The sequence below is a fragment of the Mesorhizobium sp. dw_380 genome (genome assembly GCF_018588885.1).
In the GTDB taxonomy this organism is placed as follows: Bacteria; Pseudomonadota; Alphaproteobacteria; order Rhizobiales; family Rhizobiaceae; genus Mesorhizobium.
Window position 1 is genome coordinate 1 of sequence record NZ_JAFFIW010000065.1, and the last position, 16,058, is coordinate 16,058.

General features: G+C 64.6%; 19 protein-coding genes and 1 pseudogene. 8 read left to right on the forward strand and 12 right to left on the reverse strand.

Annotation, left to right across the window (positions count from 1 at the left end):
• On the reverse strand, nt 1-1,510 hold a 1,510-nt coding region (locus JT360_RS31380), incomplete at its 3' end, for a bifunctional AfsR/SARP family transcriptional regulator/alpha/beta hydrolase (RefSeq protein WP_250889202.1).
• Between the two features lie 216 nt (nt 1,511-1,726).
• Between JT360_RS31380 and JT360_RS31385 the strand changes: the two genes are divergently transcribed.
• Nucleotides 1,727-2,362, forward strand: a complete 636-nt coding sequence (locus tag JT360_RS31385) for a class I SAM-dependent methyltransferase (protein WP_214477068.1) — start codon at nt 1,727-1,729, stop codon at nt 2,360-2,362.
• 43 nt (nt 2,363-2,405) lie between these two features.
• Here the strand turns inward: JT360_RS31385 and JT360_RS31390 are convergent, their stop codons facing one another.
• The 5 genes from JT360_RS31390 to JT360_RS31410 all read right to left on the reverse strand — a co-directional run bounded on the left by JT360_RS31390 (nt 2,406) and on the right by JT360_RS31410 (nt 5,763).
• Nucleotides 2,406-3,008 (reverse strand): cupin domain-containing protein, encoded by a 603-nt coding sequence (locus JT360_RS31390; RefSeq protein WP_214477070.1) that lies wholly within the window; start codon nt 3,006-3,008, stop codon nt 2,406-2,408.
• A gap of 112 nt (nt 3,009-3,120) precedes the next feature.
• The gene (locus JT360_RS31395; RefSeq protein WP_214477072.1) at nt 3,121-3,423 is read right to left on the reverse strand and encodes a DUF982 domain-containing protein; all 303 of its coding nucleotides are present in this window, start codon (nt 3,421-3,423) and stop codon (nt 3,121-3,123) included.
• Nucleotides 3,424-3,490: 67 nt separating this feature from the next.
• Entirely contained in the window at nt 3,491-3,715 is a 225-nt protein-coding gene (locus JT360_RS31400) for a hypothetical protein (protein ID WP_214477074.1), read from the reverse strand.
• A 77-nt stretch (nt 3,716-3,792) separates the two neighbouring features.
• A complete protein-coding gene (gene groL / locus JT360_RS31405; protein WP_214477076.1) occupies nt 3,793-5,424 on the reverse strand; it encodes a chaperonin GroEL in 1,632 nt (543 codons plus the stop codon).
• A 24-nt stretch (nt 5,425-5,448) separates the two neighbouring features.
• The gene (locus JT360_RS31410) at nt 5,449-5,763 is read right to left on the reverse strand and encodes a co-chaperone GroES (protein ID WP_214477097.1); all 315 of its coding nucleotides are present in this window, start codon (nt 5,761-5,763) and stop codon (nt 5,449-5,451) included.
• A gap of 320 nt (nt 5,764-6,083) precedes the next feature.
• Here JT360_RS31410 and JT360_RS31415 point away from each other — a divergent pair, with 320 nt between their 5' ends.
• Entirely contained in the window at nt 6,084-6,428 is a 345-nt protein-coding gene (locus JT360_RS31415; RefSeq protein WP_214477078.1) for a hypothetical protein, read from the forward strand.
• A 24-nt stretch (nt 6,429-6,452) separates the two neighbouring features.
• Nucleotides 6,453-6,731, forward strand: a complete 279-nt coding sequence (locus JT360_RS31420) for an usg protein (RefSeq protein ID WP_214477080.1) — start codon at nt 6,453-6,455, stop codon at nt 6,729-6,731.
• 87 nt (nt 6,732-6,818) lie between these two features.
• On the opposite strand, the gene JT360_RS31425 is transcribed toward JT360_RS31420, so the two are convergent.
• Entirely contained in the window at nt 6,819-7,907 is a 1,089-nt protein-coding gene (locus JT360_RS31425) for a transporter substrate-binding domain-containing protein (RefSeq protein WP_214477082.1), read from the reverse strand.
• Between the two features lie 753 nt (nt 7,908-8,660).
• Between JT360_RS31425 and JT360_RS31430 the strand changes: the two genes are divergently transcribed.
• From JT360_RS31430 to JT360_RS31440, 3 genes are all read left to right on the forward strand, one after another.
• Nucleotides 8,661-9,020 carry a YgdI/YgdR family lipoprotein gene (locus tag JT360_RS31430; protein WP_214477085.1) on the forward strand — a complete coding sequence of 120 codons (360 nt, stop codon included), beginning with the start codon at nt 8,661-8,663 and terminating at the stop codon, nt 9,018-9,020.
• Nucleotides 9,020-9,469, forward strand: coding sequence for a lysozyme inhibitor LprI family protein (locus tag JT360_RS31435; RefSeq protein ID WP_352128866.1), 450 nt, complete (start codon nt 9,020-9,022; stop codon nt 9,467-9,469). The genes JT360_RS31430 and JT360_RS31435 overlap by 1 nt, the downstream gene beginning before the upstream one ends.
• 140 nt (nt 9,470-9,609) lie before the next feature.
• Nucleotides 9,610-10,083, forward strand: a complete 474-nt coding sequence (locus tag JT360_RS31440) for a hypothetical protein (protein ID WP_214477087.1) — start codon at nt 9,610-9,612, stop codon at nt 10,081-10,083.
• 33 nt (nt 10,084-10,116) lie between these two features.
• Here the strand turns inward: JT360_RS31440 and JT360_RS31445 are convergent, their stop codons facing one another.
• Both JT360_RS31445 and JT360_RS31450 read right to left on the reverse strand, forming a co-directional pair.
• A complete protein-coding gene (locus JT360_RS31445) occupies nt 10,117-11,622 on the reverse strand; it encodes a helicase HerA domain-containing protein (RefSeq protein ID WP_214477089.1) in 1,506 nt (501 codons plus the stop codon).
• A 364-nt stretch (nt 11,623-11,986) separates the two neighbouring features.
• A complete protein-coding gene (locus tag JT360_RS31450; protein WP_214477101.1) occupies nt 11,987-12,643 on the reverse strand; it encodes a glutathione S-transferase family protein in 657 nt (218 codons plus the stop codon).
• Nucleotides 12,644-12,928: 285 nt separating this feature from the next.
• Here JT360_RS31450 and JT360_RS31455 point away from each other — a divergent pair, with 285 nt between their 5' ends.
• Together JT360_RS31455 and JT360_RS34285 are read left to right on the forward strand one after the other, a co-directional pair.
• Nucleotides 12,929-13,237 (forward strand): hypothetical protein, encoded by a 309-nt coding sequence (locus JT360_RS31455; RefSeq protein ID WP_214477091.1) that lies wholly within the window; start codon nt 12,929-12,931, stop codon nt 13,235-13,237.
• Between the two features lie 161 nt (nt 13,238-13,398).
• A complete protein-coding gene (locus JT360_RS34285; protein ID WP_502845501.1) occupies nt 13,399-13,500 on the forward strand; it encodes a DUF559 domain-containing protein in 102 nt (33 codons plus the stop codon).
• Between the two features lie 86 nt (nt 13,501-13,586).
• On the opposite strand, the gene JT360_RS31465 is transcribed toward JT360_RS34285, so the two are convergent.
• From JT360_RS31465 to JT360_RS31475, 3 genes and pseudogenes are all read right to left on the reverse strand, one after another.
• Nucleotides 13,587-14,417, reverse strand: a complete 831-nt coding sequence (locus JT360_RS31465; RefSeq protein WP_214477093.1) for an aldo/keto reductase — start codon at nt 14,415-14,417, stop codon at nt 13,587-13,589.
• 141 nt (nt 14,418-14,558) lie between these two features.
• Nucleotides 14,559-15,191, reverse strand: coding sequence for a Vgb family protein (locus tag JT360_RS31470; RefSeq protein ID WP_214477094.1), 633 nt, complete (start codon nt 15,189-15,191; stop codon nt 14,559-14,561).
• A gap of 178 nt (nt 15,192-15,369) precedes the next feature.
• A pseudogene (locus JT360_RS31475) lies at nt 15,370-16,058 on the reverse strand (helix-turn-helix domain-containing protein); the annotation flags it as partial.

Consider the following 16,058-nt stretch of genomic DNA (forward strand, 5'->3'; position numbering starts at 1 on the left):
CCCCCCCCCCCCCCCCCCCCCCCCCCCCCCCGCCCCCCCCCCCCCCCCCCCCCCCCCCCACCCCCCCCCCCCCCCCCCCCCCCCCCCCCCACCCCCCCCCCCCCCCCCCGCGAACGGCGCGGTCGCCGGTGCGGTGCAATACAAGCGTCGGGGCCGAGACTTTTGACAGCAGCGGACGCACATCGGCATCGCGCAGTGCCTGCAGCAGGCCGGCCACCGCGCCGGGGCTGGAGGCGGCTCTCAGCAGGCCGGCCCACCAGGCCCGCGCCTGACGGTCTGAGGCGACGCTCGGCGCGAAGGTTTCGATTTCCGCCGGGCCGCCCCAGCCAGCGAGCAGGCGCTGCTGCCAGAGGTCGTATTGCGCTGATGTGAGCGCGAAGGGATAGTCGGGCGCGTGGCTGCCTTTGGCCAGCGAACCCCACAGAACCAGGCCGGTCAGGCGGTCGGGGTGGTCGACGGCAAAGCGGATGCAGCCCGGCCCGCCCTCCGAGGCGCCGACGAGCAAAGCGCGGCGGCTGCCGGCCGCGTTCATCACCGCCAGGATGTCCCGCGCCGTCGCCTCCACGGTCGGGCGGGCGCCGACGCGGTCGGACAGGCCCATGCCGCGCCGGTCGAACAGGATCAGCCGGCCAAGCCGCGACACAGCGTCAAGCCATGCGCGGCAGCTCCTGTCTTCCCAGATCCGCTCGACATGCGAGATGAAGCCGGGGACAAGCACGATATCCCTGGGGCCGCTGCCGATGGTCTGGTAGGCGATGTGGATGCCGTCCACCTCGACATAGCGGGTCCTCGGCAGTTCGCCATCATGCGTCGGCGCGCGCAGCAGAGCGAGCGTGGCAGGGTCCGGCGCCACACCGAGTTCGTCGCGCAGCAGCCGTACACAGGTTTCGCCCTGGCGCTCGGCCGCCGCTTTGTCGCCGGCCGCCAGATGGGCGCGGATCAGGTGGCGATGCGCGCTTTCGCTCAACGGATCGAGCGCCGCGAGCCGCGCCGCGTGCAGCACCGCACTGCGCGCATCGCCGCCGGCGATCCTGGCCTCGACCAGCCGCTCCAGCACCTGGAGCAGCCGGCTGCGCAAGGCCTCGCGCCGGAAGAACACCCATTCCTCGAACTCAGGACAATCCGGCAGGGAGAAACCGGCGAGATAGTCGCCTCTGTAGAGGTCGGCCGCCGCGTCGAGCGGACCGGCATCGCAGGCACGCTCGAAGGCGCTCGAATCGGCTTCGACAGAGAGCGCCGGGCTCAGGCTGAGCGATGCCGCGGTGGCTGATATGATCTCCTCGCCGAAGGCGATACGGATCCTGTACAGTGTGCGCCGCAGGCGGGCGCGGGCGGCCTCCGCATCGGCTTCGGGCCACAGCAGCGTGGCGGCGACATCGCGCGCCACCGGCCCGCCGGCCTCGGCGAGGATGATGACGAGCGCCGCCGCCTTGCGCAGGGCAAGCTCTATCCGTTGCCCGTCCAGACGGAACTCCGGAAAGCCCAGAAGCCTGAGTTGTATCCGCTCCATCGATCCGCACGCGGCCGCGCAAGGTTTTGAGAGGACGTTGAGGGGACGCCGGCCTTCTATCCATCCCCGCGAATTCGGACCGATCGGGCCCGATCAGCAACTCCCTTGGAGCGAGAAATGTCACGGGTCAATACATCAAGCCATTGCACATCAGAACGTCTTGCCCGGAGCAGCGCGCCCGCCGGTGCCGTCAACACACGGCACGGAGGCTGAGCCATGTGCCAGACCTGTCTCTCCTGGTACGCCCGCTGCATCGCGCCTTACCTTGTCCACGCCGGCTGTTCGGCCGGCGCCTTCGCGCGAATGCGCAGGCGCGTGATCCCGCTGGCGGAAGGTGTCGTCGTCGAAGTCGGCTTCGGCTCCGGTCTCAACCTTCCCTATTATGATGCCGCCAGGGTGGAGCGGCTGATCGGCGTCGATCCCGACGGCACCATGCTCGGCCTCGCCGCACCGAAGAGCCGTGCCTTGCCGTTCGCCGTCGAATGCGTCCGGGCCGGCGGCGAAAGCCTGCCATTGGCCGATCGCTTCGCCGACACGGTCGTCGTCACCTATGCCTTCTGCACCATTCCGGACCCGCAGGCGGCGCTGAGTGAAATCCGGCGCATCCTGAAGCCGACAGGCCGGCTGATCTTCATCGAGCACGGCCAGGCCGAGGCGCCGTGGTGCCGCCGGTGGCAGGAACGCCTGAACCGGCTGTGGGGATCGATCGCCGGCGGCTGCCACCTCAACCGCGACCCGCTCCAGATGATCCATGCGGCGGGCTTCCGCCTCCTCGAAGTGCAGCGCGGGCGGTTCCCCCTGCCCTTCTGGCAATTGGGAAGCCATCACGCGGGCGTCGCGACGGCAGGCTGACGCACGCCCATGGCGGCGCCCATAGGCCTTCGCTGAAACCGCCTTAGTCTTTCTTCCACGCCGCCAGCAGCGGGCCCTCACTTCCATAGACAGGATCCTTTCGCGGGCGGTCGACCCTGGGGATCGTCTCGACCGCCTTGGCGTGGTCGGCGGCGGTCGTGCATACGTCATAGGTGCCGGATGCGGGATAGGCGCCAACCACCAGGAAGTCGCCGGACGCCGAGATCCGCTGGTGTCCGGTGCCGGCCGGGAGAACCGCGACGTCGCCGGCCTTCAGCGCCAGCGTTCGTCCCTTCTTGCCGCCGAACTGGACTTTTGCCGTGCCGCGCGCGACGCCGAGCACTTCGTGGATGCGCGAATGGTAATGAACGTAGTCGTAGATGCCGTCGCGCCAGCTGTCGCCCCAGCCATTGGCGCCGAAAAGCGCCTCCATGATCGCCGCGGGATCGAAGTCTTGCGGCAGCCGCACGGCGCCGCGATAGATGACAAGCGGCCAGGACGGATGGTTGGGCACCAGGCTATCATCCCTGAACCTGAATTCATTCGGGTTTCGCGGCCTGACAAGATCGGCCGCCTCTTGCCTGTCCGGTCTTGCAGCACCGGTTAGCTGTTCGGCTGCTTTCTTCATGCTTTGCAGGATGCTCATGACGTGGCCTCGCATCGGGAATCGAAGCCGATTCAACCTGCGTGCCCATCGCTTGGTTCCACAAAGGCAGTGCCCGCCGCTTGGCGCGGAAACCGAGCGGCGGGCCGTATGGTCAATCCGCGAGTTCGCCCGCACGCGGCGCATCGCCCACCGCCGCGGCCGGCGTAACCATGTCCGCCACCAATATTTCGTTGCGCCGTGCGAAGGTGACCAGCGTCGCCCGCACAGTTTCGGGGTCGATCTCGGCGGCAATGCCGGCCTTGCAGGCATTGAGCGCGACGGCGTGGGCGCCGTTGCGGCCGGCGGCGGGCCAGTCCTGCAACAGGGCGTAGGCTTCCATCACATTCGCGATCCTCACCGGAAAGCCCATTCCGACCAGAAGGGTGACCGGTTCTTCAAACTGCCCGCGATTCATGGCCTGTGCGTCCTCTCAATTGTGCAGGGCCCGGAAGGGGCCGAAGAAACCACCGGTGCCGCTGCGTTCAGCCGCCGGCGGATGTCCCGGAGGCTGCCGATACCTGCTGCGCGGCCAGGAACATCAGCGCCGAGGCAGCGGTGCGCCGGTTCCAGCCGGCGGCTTCGGCCATGTCGAGCAGCCCTGCGAGCTGCGGCTGCAGCACGCTGCGGCATTCGTTTTCATAGGCCAGGAACTCCTTTGCCTGATGTGTCGGCGCCGGTACGGGCCCGAGGCCAGCCATTGCATCCATGTTTACCTCCGCTCTGTTTCACCTGATGCCCGCTCCCTTAGTAGGACTAGTCGGGAGCGGGCGGTCTTTCTGGGACCTCAGAAGTCCATGCCGGGGCCGGCGGGCATCGCCGGGGTGGCGGCTTCCTTCTTCGGCTTTTCGGCCACCATCGCCTCGGTGGTCACCAGCAGGCCGGCGACGGAAGCGGCGTCCTGCAGCGCCGTGCGCACCACCTTGGCAGGGTCGATCACGCCCTGGCTGTAGAGATCGCCGAACTCATTGGTCTGGGCATTCCAGCCCCATCCGAACTCGCTCGTCTCGCGCAGCTTGCCGACAATGATCGAGCCTTCGGCGCCGGCATTCTCGGCGATCTGGCGAACCGGCGTTTCGATCGCGCGGCGCACGATCTCGATGCCGGTCTTCTGGTCGGCATTGTCGGCCTGGATGGCATCGAGCGCCCTGGCGGCCCGCAGCAGCGCGACGCCGCCGCCGGGCAGCACGCCTTCCTCGACGGCCGCTCGCGTGGCATGGAGCGCGTCGTCTACGCGGTCCTTGCGCTCCCTGACCTCGACCTCGGTCGAGCCGCCGACGCGGATCACCGCGACGCCGCCGGCAAGCTTGGCCAAGCGCTCCTGCAGCTTCTCGCGGTCATAGTCGGAGGTGGTCTCCTCGATCTGCGCCTTGATCTGCGCGACGCGGCCCTGGATCTCCTCCTTGCTACCGAAACCGTCGACGATGGTGGTGTTCTCCTTCTCGACCACCACCTTCTTGGCGCGGCCCAGCATCTGCAGCGTCACATTCTCCAGCTTGATGCCGAGGTCTTCCGCGATGACCTGGCCACCGGTGAGGATGGCGATGTCCTCCAGCATGGCCTTGCGGCGGTCGCCGAAGCCGGGCGCCTTGACGGCCGCGACCTTGAGGCCGCCGCGCAGCTTGTTGACCACCAGCGTGGCGAGCGCCTCGCCCTCGACATCCTCGGCGATGATCAGCAGCGGCTTGCTCGACTGCACCACGGTTTCCAGCACCGGAAGCAGCGCCTGCAGGTTGGAGAGCTTCTTCTCATGGATCAGCACATAGGGCTCCTCGAGCTCCACGCGCATCTTGTCCTGGTTGGTGATGAAATAGGGGCTGAGATAACCGCGGTCGAACTGCATGCCTTCGACGACTTCGAGTTCGGTCACGGCGGTCTTGGCCTCCTCGACGGTGATCACCCCTTCATTGCCGACCTTCTCCATCGCCTCGGCGAGGAAGCGGCCGATCTCGGCATCGCCATTGGCCGAGATGGTGGCGACCTGCGCGATCTCGTCGTTCCTGGTTACATCGCGGGCATTGGCCTTCAGCTCCGCCACCACTGCTTCCACGGCCTTGTCGATGCCGCGCTTCAGGTCCATCGGGTTCATGCCCGAGGCAACCGCCTTGGCGCCTTCCCTGACGATCGCCTGGGCAAGAACGGTCGCCGTCGTGGTGCCGTCGCCGGCAATGTCACTGGTCTTGGACGCCACTTCGCGCACCATCTGCGCGCCCATGTTCTCGAACTTGTCCTCGAGCTCGATCTCCTTGGCGACGGTGACGCCGTCCTTGGTGATGCGAGGCGCGCCGAACGGCTTGTCGATCACCACGTTGCGCCCCTTGGGGCCGAGCGTCACCTTCACCGCATTGGCGAGGATATCGACGCCGCGCAGCATCTTCTCGCGCGCCTCGGTATGGAACTTCACCTCTTTGGCAGCCATTGGATCACTCCTTCATCCAGGCCGTCAGGCGGCCTTCTTCACTTGCGCGCCCTGCTCGATCACGCCCATCACGTCGCTTTCCTTCATGATGAGCAGATCCTGGCCATCGAGCCGGATTTCGGTGCCGGACCATTTGCCGAACAGGATGCGGTCGCCGACCTTGACGTCGAGCTCGGTCAGCTTGCCGCTGTCGTCGCGCGCGCCGGGACCGACGGCGAGCACCTCGCCTTCCTGCGGCTTCTCCTTGGCGGTGTCGGGAATGATGATGCCGCCCGCGGTCTTTTCCTCGGCTTCGACGCGGCGGACCAGGATACGGTCATGCAATGGACGGAACGCCATTTCGTTCTCCTTGTGGACAAACATGTTTTCCTCCGCGCCGGACCGGCAATATCGGAGCGGCGCGGGACGCTGCGACCCTTGTTCAGGCATCGCGCGCGCATATCGAGCTAGTTTTGCTTTTTTTGCTTTCAAGAGCTCGGCCAAAAAATTTTGGCACTCACACACCGCGAGTGCCAACGGCCTGTTAACGCGGCTTATTTCGCGCTGGCGCTGCCGCTTGAATTTTCCGACACCGTCCACAAATTATCCCCCGCCGGCGCCATCGCGCGCGCCGGAACCGCTTACCCTCTCAAGGAGTTGTTTGTAGACGGAGCACATCGATGGAACGACAGAGTTTTTCACCGATCACTTCCACCCCGGCCGCCGACACATCCGACCTTGCGCTTGACCGCCTGCTCCGGCCGGCCAGCCATTTCAACCATCCCGACGAGGTGCTGAGCGACGAAACGCTCGACCTGCAGGAAAAGCGCGCCATCCTGTCTTCCTGGGCGTCGGATGCCTGCGCCGTCCATTCCATGCCGGCGCTGCGCCAACCGCCGGGCGCCAGCCAGCCCGTGTCGTTCGACCAGATCATGGATGCGTTGTTCAAGCTCGACGGCGACGTCTCGGCGCCACGTCAGGCAGCCGGCGAGTTCACCCACCTCTTCGACAGGCTGGGTGCCTGATCCCAGACAGGAAAGGAGAAACGAATGGTCGCAAGCGTCAGCAAGGAATTCCGCCTCCAGATGGAAGGCTATGGCCTGACCACGGCGGAGATTCATTATCATCTGCCCGATCATCCGAGCCTGCTTCAGCTCTATATCTGGCAGGACTACGACCTTGCGCCCGACTTTCCCGAACTCCACGGGTTTTTATCCTACTGGGAACGCGAACTCGAGGGCCCGCTGCACTCGGTTCGCGTCGCCCACCACCGGCTGATCCGGCCTTCGGAATGGCGGGCCATCGACGGCATCATCGCCATCCAGTAGAGCCGTCTTCAGCTGACGAAACGCATGCACCGCCGCATCACCTATCTCAGAGCCAACGCCCGATGCTCGCGTCGGCAACCCCCCAAATCATTTGTCCGACCCAAAATACCTGGTCCGCAGATCGTCGATCTCGCCCGTATCATGGGCGCCAAGCAGTTCTATTGTTAGCGGGCGGGTCAAGAGGCTCTGACGCGGAAGTGCGAAGCCGTACTTGTCAGGTTCGAACAGAGGCCCGACTACCTTCACCGGTAGGTCGCGATGAGTGTAGGCGTGGTATTCGAGAACGGGTGCATCGGCGATGACTGCATTCACGTCGCCATTCACCAGACCTTCGACGGCGCGATCGAGCCCGGCATAGGTCAGGGTTTGAAGCCCCTTTTGCCTGGCAAAATCCTCCTCGACGGTGCCTGTCAGCACACCGACCGGCTTATCGGTCAGATCGGCGAGGCCATTGATCTTGTTTGTCAGGGAGAGCGTCGTCATCACGCTCGTCACCGACGAGGTGACATAGGCGAGCACGGCGATACCACAGACCAGCCACAGCCCTTGCCAGATCCGGCCGGCCCAGCCGAACAGGTTTTTTCGCGAAGGCGACTTGCCGGATGTCGCGACCGACATCACGGTATAGAAGCTCTCGGCAAAGCCGTCGCGCCACCGCTTGGGGAAAGCCTCGTCAAACCGGCGATCGAAGACGGTGAGAAGGACCGTGGCAGCCACGATGATCAGGGCGATCCAGGCATAGGCTTTCAGGAAGCCGGCATCGCTAAGACCCGCGATCAGATTGCCGAAGCCCTTTCCCCGTTCCGTGCTGGTCATGATCCGCATGCCGCCGTCGAACCAGGGCTGGGTGAAATCGAGCAGTTCGGCTCGGGATTGATTGATCGTCAGATTGGTCACCGCTACGTCGATCTTGCCGGAGGCGGTCGCCTGAACGAGATCATGAATGGTGTCGAACTGAACGTAGCGATATTGGCGGCCGAGTTTGGCAGCAAGTGCCTCCCAAAGATCAACCGCCATGCCGGTGAACCGCCCCTTGTCTTTCATGACAAAGGGAGGGTTGACGAAGAGGCCGACGTTCAAGGGCTGGGAAGGTTGTTGCGCCTGGGCAGCACCTTGTGGCCATGACAACATCAGCAGCAGAAAGACTGAGCAGGCTAGTCCGCACCAGATCCGCATGACGATCCTTTCCCTCTCAGCATCTCAATCCAGTCGAGGCCCTCGCGCAGCGTTCTCAGGCACGTGCGGGACGGCCTGATCGGCTCTTTTGCAGCACGCGGCAGCTCCGCATACCCTGTCGCGCCGGCAGCATTTCTTTCGGGCGCGTGCAACGATCTGGCTTGGAACGAAAAAATGCGGACAATACATCAGGCCCCTTCCTGTGCTCAAAGAATGCATCCGATCTTATTATTTTCTTTGATCCGATATAAATTTTAAACAACAAGATATTATATTTGTAAGGTCGCACGCCAAAGGAATAAACTGTATTTATATGTTGTTTTCATCTTGCTATGAGCAGCTATTTCAGTAATTGCTAAGGCACCGTTTGGTGCTCAAGGTTATTTTCCATATTATTAAGCATTTGCAAAATTCAGCCGATGATATGCTACTTTTTCCTTGTCACAAGCCGACTTCGGATGCAGCTTTTTTGGCAACAGCATCCGATTTTGCGGATTGCTCATGTGCTTGGGCGGATGGGCGCTAAGCATGGAAGGGAAATCGACATCCGCTGATGCGGCCCGTGGGAAGCGTTCCCTGATCGCAAGAGATTGGAGAGCCTGCGGCTAAATCGTCGAATGGCCTTTGGCTTTTGCGACGACCGGCGAAGCTTTGGCCCCCCTCGGATGGGCCAATCAGCAATCAGACCAGGCAAGAGCAAGAAGGAAATCCACCTTGGCAATCGTGCTCGCCAGCCAGTCGGAGGAATGAACCATGAAATTCACAGCGTACGCGATCATCGCCACTGCCTTGGTGGCGGTCGCCGGTTGCACCACCGATGACTACGTCGGTCGGCCCCAGCAAAAAAATCGAATGATCGATGATCGGCCGCAATACGACAGGAACGGCAATCCGAACTTCGATGCGCGTGGCCGCTACATCGGCTGCCATGGGCTGGGGTGCAAGGTCGACGATCCGGATGACGGGGATCAAAGTATCGACGACAGGCCGCAGTACGACAAACAAGGCAATCCGAATTTCGATACGCAAGGCAACTACCAAGGATGCCACGGCCTCGGCTGCGACGTCGACACGCCGGCCGATGACAGTTCGGACGACGACGATTCCAATTGATGGCCCAGCAGTTTTTAGACGGAGGACAATCGATGAAAACGGCGATACTGACCATTGCCATGGTTCTGACCATGCCCGCTTTCGCCCTTGCCAAGGACAAGTGCTACGACGCCGCCAAGGACCAGGCCGCCCTGAACGCGTGCGCCGATGCCGCGTTCAAGAAATCCGACAAGAAGCTCAATGAGCTCTACCAGCAGATCGAAGCTCGCCTGAAGGACGACGCGGATACCAAGAAGCTTCTCGTTCAGGCTCAACGGGATTGGGACAAATTCCGCCACGCGGAATGCGGTTTCAAGACCGCAGGAGCGGCCGGAGGAAGCGTCATGCCGATGCTCACCGCGCAGTGCATGGACGATCTGGCACAATCCCGCGTCAAGGACTTCGAGGGCTACCTGAAATGCGGCAAGGACGGCGACCCGATGAGTTGCCCCGTTCCGACCACGAATTGACGCACAACACCACTGATATGGTCGCATGCGAAGCCGGCGGAAGGCGCGGCGCCAGACATGAAAGGACGCAAGGGGCGTCATCATCGCGGGTGGGACTCGAAGGAGTGTGGAACGTGAAACGCTGTGGATCATCGTTTGCAATGACGATTGCGGCTTCCGCGCTGTTGGCATGTGCAGTACAGGCCGCGGCTCAGGGCAACATGGGCTTCGACGTCAACGTCACGCTTTCCAAAAAGGCAGCTGCCAAGCTCGCGGCCACGAAGGAGGAGATCGTTGTCTTCGCCGACTATTACGGCGATCCGAAGCGGAGCGCCCAGAAGCACGCCAATGAGATCGGCCAAATCAGTCTTGCTCCGCAGGACGAAGAGGTCGGGATCCCGCACACAGGTGGCCATGCCCACATCAGCGGCGCAAAAGTCGATGCCAAGCGTCTCGATTGGCTCGCTGGCCCTCCCAAGGTCAACGTCAACGTTGCATCGGCGCGCAAGAGCAGTTCGGACAATCTGCTTGGCTGCGATTTCATCGACGGTCCACTAAGCGATGTCCAAAAAAAGCCTGTAACGCTTCATTGCGGACTGATCGAAGAAAACTTGGATACGAAGTTGAGGCCCTGAGGCACATCCGCTCGCCGCCGGGCGGACTGTCCCTCATAGCGCCAGGCTCCCCTGCTCCGCCTCCTCGGCGTTGGGGTCGCCGGGCGCCGTTGCCCAGGCGAGTTCGACCAGCGTCACGGTGCGCTTCCCCGTGCCGTCGAGCTGGCACACGATGAGCCCCTGCTCCTCGATATAGGTCAAGAGCCGCCGGGCGCGGCGCAGCGAATGCGAACCATAGGCCCGCGCGATCGCGGCGTCGCTCGGACACGGCCAGCCCTCCTTCGCCGCGCGCGCGATCATCATGAACACGCCCTGCATGTCGTCGGGCAACAGCGACGCACGCACCGAAACGTCCCGCCAGGCATCATCGCCCGCCGCCATGTCGGAGCCGAGGCCGGCGCGGGCGCGCGTCAGCATGCGGCGGAATTCGGCGAGGTCCGGCACCACCGAGGCGAGGCCCTCGATGCGGCAGCGCACCACGAATTCCTGGTAGAGCACGCCGATCACGCGGAAGCCTGCGTCAGGTTGTGCAAGAATGGCGCGCAGCACGCGGTCGACCCGCTCGCGCCGCTCCGCCAGATCCGCGGCGCTGACTTGCGGCTCCGCCGGTTCGGGGCGGATTTCCAGCGCCGCCGACTTTGCCGCCATCAGCTGGTCGAGCAGGTCCGGCGAGGCCACCCGGCGCGGCGCGCGCGCCGTCTCGGGTGGCGGCGCGGCCAGGATGATCGCACGGGCATCCTCCAGCGCTGCCTCCGGCATCGCCATCAATCGCGGCGTGCCGTTGCGCGGGCTTGTGTCGGTCGGGCCGATGCGTAGCCCCAGCGGCCGGCGCGACAGCGCCGGTCCGAGCGCCATGAACTGCCCGCGCTCCAGGTCGCGAAACGCCTCCGCCTGGCGCCGCTCCATGCCGAGCAGATCGGCGGCGCGCGCCATGTCGATGTCGAGGAAGGTGCGGCCCATGAGGAAATTGGAGGCTTCCGCCGCGACGTTTTTGGCGAGCTTGGCCAAGCGCTGCGTGGCTATAATGCCGGCCAGCCCGCGCTTGCGGCCACGGCACATCAGATTGGTCATGGCGCCGAGCGAGAGTTTACGTGCCTCGTCGGAGACCTCGCCGGCCACAGCCGGCGCGAACAGCTGCGCCTCGTCCACCACCACCAGCATCGGATACCAGTGGTCGCGGGCGACCTCGAACAGCCCGCCGAGGAAGGCGGCGGCGCGCCGCATCTGGTTCTCGGCATCGAGCCCTTCGAGGTTGAGCACGGTGGAGACGCGGTGGATGCGCGCCCGTTCGCCCGCGGCCTGCAGGCCACGCTCGGTATGCTCCTCGGCGTCGATCACCAGATGGCCGTAGCGGTCGCCCAGCGACACGAAGTCGCCCTCGGGATCGACGATGGTCTGCTGCACCCAGGGCGCGCTCTGCTCCAGCAGCCGGCGCAGAAGATGCGACTTTCCGGAGCCCGAATTGCCCTGCACCAGAAGGCGGGTCGCCAGCAGCTCCTCAAGATCGAGGTTTGCCGGGGCGCCCGCCGTGGTGTGGCCCATCTCGATCGCAACGGTCATGTCTCGACTCAAAAAGGTCTCCTGCGCGGCATGGGGCTTACCAACCCGGGCGCGGCCCGTCGAGCACCGATGGCCGGCAGGCCGGTGTTGCGCACAGATGAGGGAGAGGCGATCCGCCGCTATTTCGACCGGAAGCGGGCGGGTGGCGAACAGTTTTCGACCGACGACAGCTGATAGAGCCGACAGCCTGTGGATAGTAACCTCTTGTTCACCATAGGCCGGCGTTCCGATTGAAGATGCCGGCCGCCGGCTTAGCCTGACCTTGCATCGCGCCCCAACGTGATGCGCCCCAACGCCCCAAATGGCGGCCGGCGTTTTCAAGTTCCCTTTGTGTATACGCCGGTCGTCAGTTCTACCGTTCAGGTCACCGAGCCTCCGTACCTTGCCCCGGCACCGGCTGCAATGGCGGCGCGTCCAGCCCCTCGAAAGGGTCGCGCCAGGCGTCGATGGCTTCGATCCGGCGATACCAGCGCGAGAGCGCGGGATAGTCGTCGAGCGGCAGGCCGGCAACATCATTGAAGGGGAGGAAGGTCGCCATGCGGAAATCGGCATAGGAAAGCGACGTTCCGACCAGCCATTGCCGGAGGGCAAGCTCCGCTTCGAGGATGGCTGCGGCCTTGAGGAACTCACGCAGCCCCTCGCTGACCTTTTCCTGATCAATCGGCCCCAGCCCGTACCGCTGCTTGGTGCCGCGTTCGAAATGCACCATGTCGCAGGCCCGCACGAAATTTTCCTTGCCCCAGCTCAGCCAGCGGATCATGTCGGGTTCGTCCTCGCCGGTGCGCCAGAATTCGGAACGCGCCTCGCGCGACAGCCGGCAGGCGATGGCGTCCGCCTCCCACAGGCTGCCGCCCGGCCACGCCAGTATCGGCAGGGAAAGATTGGGATTGAGCTTGAGGTACTGCTCGCCTTGCCCGGGCGCCATGGGTGACGCGAATTCAAACGCCAATTCAGCCTTGAGATACCGCGCCGCCGCGACCCCGAGGCGAGGATTGGGATTGCGGCTGAAGTAGAGCTTCATGTCCCGGGCCGGTGCTGGATACGCCTGGTTTGATCCCGTCACTCGAACTGCCTCCTCTTCGTTCCGGCGTTGACCGCAAGCCAAGGACGGATGCGGCCGCCGGAATCCGACAATCCATCGCGTCACCAAGCAATATCCACGGCAGCGATCCATCGCCAGGCAATTCACGGCTAGCGGCAAAGGACGCCGGCGGCTCGTTGCCACGAAAAGTTCGGGTTGACCGGCTCCGGACGCGAGGCGACACTCCCACCTTGAAGTGCAGCAGCGCCTTGAGGAGGAAATGCGATGGACGAGCCCGAACGGTGGCGCCACATGTCGACGGCGCCCAAGGACGGCAGCCGGATTCTGGTCACGGTCCGCCCGTCCGAGCAGGGGCCGGCGGAAGTCGACCTCGCCTACTGGGCGCGCGGCGACCAGTTTGCGGGGGAAGGCTGGCGGGCATCGGATTCCTCGCCCGGCCGCGTCGTCGAATATGCCGAACCGGAGCTGAAGTGCTGGATGCCCCTACCCTCGGCCAACCTCAGCCGGGGCGGCACGATGCCGGCGCCTTGGGAAGGCGACGACGCCCAGCAATTGGACGGGTCGGGGATTTAGCGAAAAGACCGAAGCTGCCGATCTCCCCCCTTGTGGGGGAGATGTCCGGCAGGACAGAGGGGGGCGCCGTAGAGCGCCAGCGTCAACCAAAAAAAGCAGCCATGCCTCACACCCCATTATCTCCACAAAACCGCGCAAACGCTCGATCGATGCGCAAGATCATGACCGAAGCCGAGCTGAAGCTCTGGAATGAGCTTCGCGCGCGCAGATTGATAGGGCTGGGATTTCGAAGGCAATTTCCAATCGCAGGCAGTACTAACTGATAGGTCGGCGGGGCAGCGCCCCTCTCTGCCCTGCCGGGCATCTCCCCCACGAGGGGGGAGATTGGCAGCTTCGCCGCTGCCTCACCTCAAAACATAAACGACGCCGTTACAGGGTTCGGCCCGTCGCGGCCGTCAGCCGAATCCATGCCCGCGATCGTCTCGAGGTCCTCTCCGTCCAGTTCGAAATCGAAGACATCGAAATTGGCCGCGATGCGGTCCTGATGGACCGACTTCGGAATGACGATCAGCCCTTGCTGGAGGTGCCAGCGGATGATCGTCTGCGCGGCGGACTTGCCGTGCTTGCGGGCAATCCCCGCAATGGTCGGATCTGCGAGCAGCCGGCCGCTGCCCAGCGGGCTCCAGCTTTCGGCGTGGATGCCGTACCGGGCATGGAAATGCCTGAGCTCGCGCTGCTGGAAGCGCGGATGCAGTTCGATCTGGTTGACCACCGGGACCACGCTGGTTTCGTCGATGATCCGTTCCAGATGGTCCTTGTTGAAATTCGAAACGCCGATCGACTTGATCCGGCCGGCCTGCTTCAGTTCAACGAGGGTGTTCCAGGCCTCGACATATTTGTCCTGGCTGGGCACAGGCCAGTGGATCAGGAACAGGTCGATCTGCACGATGCCGAGTTTCTTCATCGTGTCGTCGAAAGCGCGAAGTGCGGCATCGCGCTGGTGGGCGCCGTTGCGCAGCTTCGAGGTGATGAACAGCTCGCTTCTCGGCACATCGGCGCGCCGGATCGCCTCGCCGACCCCTTCCTCGTTCTGGTAGCCCTCGGCGGTGTCGATCAGCCGGTAGCCGGTCTTGATCCCCCAGCCCACCACATCGGCGGTGATGCCGCGATCGACCTGCCACACGCCAAGGCCAAGCTGGGGAATGGCGGCGCCGTCGTTCAGCGTGATTTGTTCGGGCATGGGGAGGTCCTTTGCGCAGAGTGTCCGGGCGGTCGCCCAACGCAGCCTATCTAGGCACGACCTGATGCAACGGCCAGCCGCCGGCTGACAAATTCGCGGGATCGACCTGGCGGCCCTGATGTCTCCATCAGGAAATCCGGCTCATTTCGGCCGGCGCACAGCCCGCACCACTCCGGCGGATGTGCTGCCGCAGAAGAGCCGGTCGCCGCCATCGGATTCCAGCCCCGAGACGCCGATGCCGGCAGGCATGTCGAGTTTTTCCAGAACCTTGCCGGTCTGCGGGTCGACGCGGCGCAGGTCGCTTTCATCGCCCTCCCAGGTGGCGTGCCACAGCTCGCCCTCCACCCAGGTCACGCCGGTGACGAAGCGATTGGATTCGATAGTGCGCAGGATTTTTCCGGTCTCGGGATCGATCTGGTGGATCTTGCGCTCCCGGTACTGCCCCACCCAGAGCGTGCCTTCAGCCCATGTCAGCCCGGAGTCGCCGCCGCCGCCCGGTGCTGGAATGGTGGCCAGAACCGCGCCCGTGTCGGGATCGATCTTCTGGATGCGGTCATTGGCGAGCTGGAAGAAGTGCTGGCCGTCATAGGCGGTGCCGGCGTGCGCCGCGACATCGATCGAACGCAGCTTCTGCCCGCTTTGCGGATCGAAGGCGTTGAGTTTTTCGCCCGAGGCAAACCAGACGTTCTCGCCGTCAAAACTCACCCCATGCACCCGCTCCACACCCGGAAAGGGTCCGTATTCGCGTAGGATTTCGGCAGCTGAGTGTTTCATGTCTGGTCCTCAATCCTTCGGTTCGAGATCATGTTCTAAGGTGTGTCGATATTCAGGTCAGGCCGTGCCGAAAATGGTGGCTTACGAGAACCGGAGCGGAGCGTACTAAAGTACGTGAGCACCGGAAGCGCAGGAAGCCGCCATTTGCAGGCCGGCCTCACCTGAATATCGATACACCTTAGCCGTTCGGCAGCGGCGCCGGGAGTAACAAGGTGGTCGTGAATCCAGCCACCGGCGGCGTCATCCAGCGACGCGCCCGGCCATGGCCGAACGACTGCACCTTGCCGGCCTCGGCGAGCGGCTCGAGCGCCCGCTGCACGCTGCGCTGCCCGGTTCCGAGCGCCAGCGCCAGGGCCGAACTCGACCAGGCTTCGCCATCGGCGAGCAAGGCCAGCACGGCCGCGTGCCGCTCCTCGATCGGCCGCGCCAGCACCATCACCGCGCGCGCCTGGCGTGGCGCCAGCGTGAAACCGCGCTTGGTGGCGCTGATGTCAGCCAATGCGCCAAGCTCGGCGCGCAGCCGCCCGATCTCGACGCGCAGCCGCGCGCGGTGCGATTCATCGGCATGCTTGCCGCCAAAGGCCCGCGCCACGAGCTCGCCCCGCGAGACATCGCCGGGCCAGGCTTCGGCGAGCGTCCGTGCCAGCGCGAACAGCACCGGCCGGCTCGCCAGCGAGACTGTCGTTGCCCCGGCACGCCCGGCAGAGCGAAAAGACTCGACTAACAGCCCCCGCGCTTCCCGCCACGCTCCGCCCCCTTCGCTCAGCACCGGCCCCCCCGGGCCCCGGGGGTTTGCCGCCGCCCCGGGGGTTTCCCCGCCCCCGGGGGCGCCCGCTCCCCTCCCCCTGGGGCCCGGAGTCCGCCCCG

Excerpts from the sequence above, each read along its gene's own strand:
- JT360_RS31385 (WP_214477068.1), top strand. The coding sequence starts at position 1,727 with ATGTGCCAGACCTGTCTCTCCTGGTACGCCCGCTGCATCGCGCCTTAC.
- JT360_RS31390 (WP_214477070.1), bottom strand. The coding sequence starts at position 3,008 with ATGAGCATCCTGCAAAGCATGAAGAAAGCAGCCGAACAGCTAACCGGT.
- JT360_RS31395 (WP_214477072.1), bottom strand. The coding sequence starts at position 3,423 with ATGAATCGCGGGCAGTTTGAAGAACCGGTCACCCTTCTGGTCGGAATG.
- JT360_RS31400 (WP_214477074.1), bottom strand. The coding sequence starts at position 3,715 with ATGGATGCAATGGCTGGCCTCGGGCCCGTACCGGCGCCGACACATCAG.
- groL (WP_214477076.1), bottom strand. The coding sequence starts at position 5,424 with ATGGCTGCCAAAGAGGTGAAGTTCCATACCGAGGCGCGCGAGAAGATG.
- JT360_RS31410 (WP_214477097.1), bottom strand. The coding sequence starts at position 5,763 with ATGGCGTTCCGTCCATTGCATGACCGTATCCTGGTCCGCCGCGTCGAA.
- JT360_RS31415 (WP_214477078.1), top strand. The coding sequence starts at position 6,084 with ATGGAACGACAGAGTTTTTCACCGATCACTTCCACCCCGGCCGCCGAC.
- JT360_RS31420 (WP_214477080.1), top strand. The coding sequence starts at position 6,453 with ATGGTCGCAAGCGTCAGCAAGGAATTCCGCCTCCAGATGGAAGGCTAT.
- JT360_RS31425 (WP_214477082.1), bottom strand. The coding sequence starts at position 7,907 with ATGCGGATCTGGTGCGGACTAGCCTGCTCAGTCTTTCTGCTGCTGATG.
- JT360_RS31430 (WP_214477085.1), top strand. The coding sequence starts at position 8,661 with ATGAAATTCACAGCGTACGCGATCATCGCCACTGCCTTGGTGGCGGTC.
- JT360_RS31435 (WP_352128866.1), top strand. The coding sequence starts at position 9,020 with ATGGCCCAGCAGTTTTTAGACGGAGGACAATCGATGAAAACGGCGATA.
- JT360_RS31440 (WP_214477087.1), top strand. The coding sequence starts at position 9,610 with ATGACGATTGCGGCTTCCGCGCTGTTGGCATGTGCAGTACAGGCCGCG.
- JT360_RS31445 (WP_214477089.1), bottom strand. The coding sequence starts at position 11,622 with ATGACCGTTGCGATCGAGATGGGCCACACCACGGCGGGCGCCCCGGCA.
- JT360_RS31450 (WP_214477101.1), bottom strand. The coding sequence starts at position 12,643 with ATGAAGCTCTACTTCAGCCGCAATCCCAATCCTCGCCTCGGGGTCGCG.
- JT360_RS31455 (WP_214477091.1), top strand. The coding sequence starts at position 12,929 with ATGGACGAGCCCGAACGGTGGCGCCACATGTCGACGGCGCCCAAGGAC.
- JT360_RS34285 (WP_502845501.1), top strand. The coding sequence starts at position 13,399 with ATGACCGAAGCCGAGCTGAAGCTCTGGAATGAGCTTCGCGCGCGCAGA.
- JT360_RS31465 (WP_214477093.1), bottom strand. The coding sequence starts at position 14,417 with ATGCCCGAACAAATCACGCTGAACGACGGCGCCGCCATTCCCCAGCTT.
- JT360_RS31470 (WP_214477094.1), bottom strand. The coding sequence starts at position 15,191 with ATGAAACACTCAGCTGCCGAAATCCTACGCGAATACGGACCCTTTCCG.